General features: G+C 60.8%; 3 protein-coding genes. All 3 read left to right on the top strand.

The window, feature by feature from the left end; translation table 11 throughout:
• The first annotated feature begins 52 nt into the window (after positions 1-52).
• The 3 genes from VGO12_RS29925 to ahcY all read left to right on the top strand — a co-directional run bounded on the left by VGO12_RS29925 (position 53) and on the right by ahcY (position 2,312).
• Positions 53-454, top strand: coding sequence for a PTS sugar transporter subunit IIA (locus VGO12_RS29925; RefSeq protein WP_327516373.1), 402 nt, complete (start codon positions 53-55; stop codon positions 452-454).
• Complete coding sequence (locus VGO12_RS29920; protein WP_327516372.1) at positions 454-744, top strand: HPr family phosphocarrier protein; 291 nt, start codon at positions 454-456, stop codon at positions 742-744. The genes VGO12_RS29925 and VGO12_RS29920 overlap by 1 nt, the downstream gene beginning before the upstream one ends.
• Positions 745-911: 167 nt before the next feature.
• Positions 912-2,312, top strand: a complete 1,401-nt coding sequence (gene ahcY, locus VGO12_RS29915) for an adenosylhomocysteinase (RefSeq protein ID WP_327516371.1) — start codon at positions 912-914, stop codon at positions 2,310-2,312.
• The last annotated feature ends 104 nt before the right edge of the window (positions 2,313-2,416 follow it).

The raw sequence follows: 2,416 nt of genomic DNA, 5'->3' as shown, positions 1-2,416 counted from the left end.
TGCGATATCTGGCCATCAGTGAATTGCGTGTGCAGTTGGAGCGAAGATACCCATGATCGGACTTGTGCTTGTCACCCATGGCAAGCTGGCTGAGGAATTTCGACTTGCGCTTGAGCATGTCGTCGGTCCGCAAAAAGCTATTGAGACCGTCTGCATCGGCCCCGAGGACGACATGGACCAGCGTCGCCAGGACATTCTCGACGCGGTGACCGCCGTCGACGAAGGCAACGGCGTCATCATCCTGACCGACATGTTCGGCGGAACCCCTTCCAACCTGGCGATTTCCGTCATGCGCAGCGGTAGCGTCGAAGTGATCGCCGGCGTCAACCTGCCGATGCTGATCAAGCTCGCCGGCGTGCGCGGCGAGAGCGACATGGACAAGGCTCTGGTCGAAGCATCGGAAGCCGGGCGGAAATACATCAACGTCGCCAGCCGCGTCCTGAGTGGAAAATAATGGATCATCGCCCCGACATGTCGCTGACACGCGAACTGCTGATCATCAACAAGCGGGGCCTGCATGCGCGTGCGTCTGCGAAATTCGTGCAGACGGTCGAGGCCTTTGACGCCGAGATCACCGTATCGAAGGACGGCATGACGGTTGGCGGAACCTCGATCATGGGGCTGATGATGCTGGCCGCGAGCACCGGCTGCAGCGTTTGCGTCTCTGCCAGCGGCGCGCAGGCCGAAGAGGCGCTGAACGCACTCGACGCGCTGGTTGCCGACAAGTTCGGCGAAGAAATCTGACGGACAATATAAAGATATAAAGACTTCTTTATATCGAGGTTGCTCTCGCCCCTGAATCCTGATAGATCGGTCGCACTCTCACCGCGTCGACAGGCGTGGGAGGCATAATCGCGCCGCAGAAACGGCCAAGGGCCGCGCGGCTTGAAGAGATCAGCCCGGAGAACTCCATGACCACCACTCAGGACTATATCGTCGCCGACATCGGACTTGCCGATTTCGGACGCAAGGAAATTGCGATCGCCGAAACGGAAATGCCGGGCCTTACGGCCTGCCGCGAAGAGTTCGGCGCTTCGAAGCCGCTGAAGGGCGCGCGCATCACCGGCTCGCTGCACATGACCATCCAGACCGCGGTTCTGATCGAGACGCTGGTCGCGCTCGGCGCCGACGTTCGTTGGGCGTCCTGCAACATTTTCTCGACGCAGGATCACGCTGCCGCGGCCATCGCTGCCAGCGGCGTTCCGGTCTTCGCCGTCAAGGGCGAGACGCTGGAAGAATACTGGACCTACACCGACAAGATCTTCCAGTGGGCCGACGGCGGCGTGTCGAACATGATCCTCGATGATGGCGGCGACGCCACCATGTACATCCTGCTCGGCGCCCGCGCCGAAGCTGGCGAAGACGTGCTTTCGAACCCGGGTTCGGAAGAAGAAGAGATCCTCGTCGCACAGATCAAGAAGCGCCTCGCCGCTTCGCCGGGCTGGTTCACGAAGCAGCGCGACGCCATCAAGGGCGTGACCGAAGAAACCACCACCGGCGTCAACCGTCTGTACCAGCTTCAGGCCAAGGGCCTGCTGCCGTTCCCGGCGATCAACGTCAATGACAGCGTCACCAAGTCGAAGTTCGACAACAAATACGGCTGCAAGGAATCGCTGGTTGACGGCATCCGCCGCGGCACCGACGTGATGATGGCCGGCAAGGTCGCCGTCGTCTGCGGTTACGGCGACGTCGGCAAGGGTTCGGCAGCGTCGCTTTCCGGCGCCGGCGCCCGCGTCAAGGTCACGGAAATCGACCCGATCTGCGCACTGCAGGCTGCCATGGACGGCTTCGAAGTCGTTCAGCTCGAAGACGTCGTCGCCTCGGCCGACATCTTCATCACGACGACCGGCAACAAGGACGTCATCCGCATGGACCACATGCGCGAGATGAAGGACATGGCGATCGTCGGCAACATCGGCCACTTCGACAACGAAATCCAGGTCTCGGCGCTGCGTAACCTCAAGTGGACGAACATCAAGCCGCAGGTCGACATGATCGAGTTCCCGAAGGGCAACCGCATGATCCTCCTGTCGGAAGGCCGCCTCTTGAACCTCGGCAACGCCACTGGCCACCCGTCCTTCGTCATGTCGGCCTCGTTCTCCAACCAGGTCCTGGCCCAGATCGAGCTCTTCACCAAGGGTGAGAAGTACAAGAACGAAGTCTACGTCCTGCCGAAGGCCCTCGACGAGAAGGTCGCTCGCCTGCACCTGAAGAAGCTCGGCGCCAAGCTCTCCGAACTTTCCGAAGAGCAGGCTGACTACATCGGCGTGAAGACGCAGGGCCCGTTCAAGGCTGAGCACTACCGGTACTAATCCTTACCCGGGCAATCCACAACATCTTGTGGCCGCGTTCTTGACAAGAGAGCGCGGCCGCTTTTTTGGGCGCCTCCCTTCCCGACGATTCGACGAGGAAGTAT

Origin of the sequence: Ensifer sp. (genome assembly GCF_035999135.1) — a bacterium.
GTDB lineage: Bacteria > Pseudomonadota > Alphaproteobacteria > Rhizobiales > Rhizobiaceae > Ensifer.
This window is presented reverse-complemented; position numbering and strand designations above follow the sequence as displayed.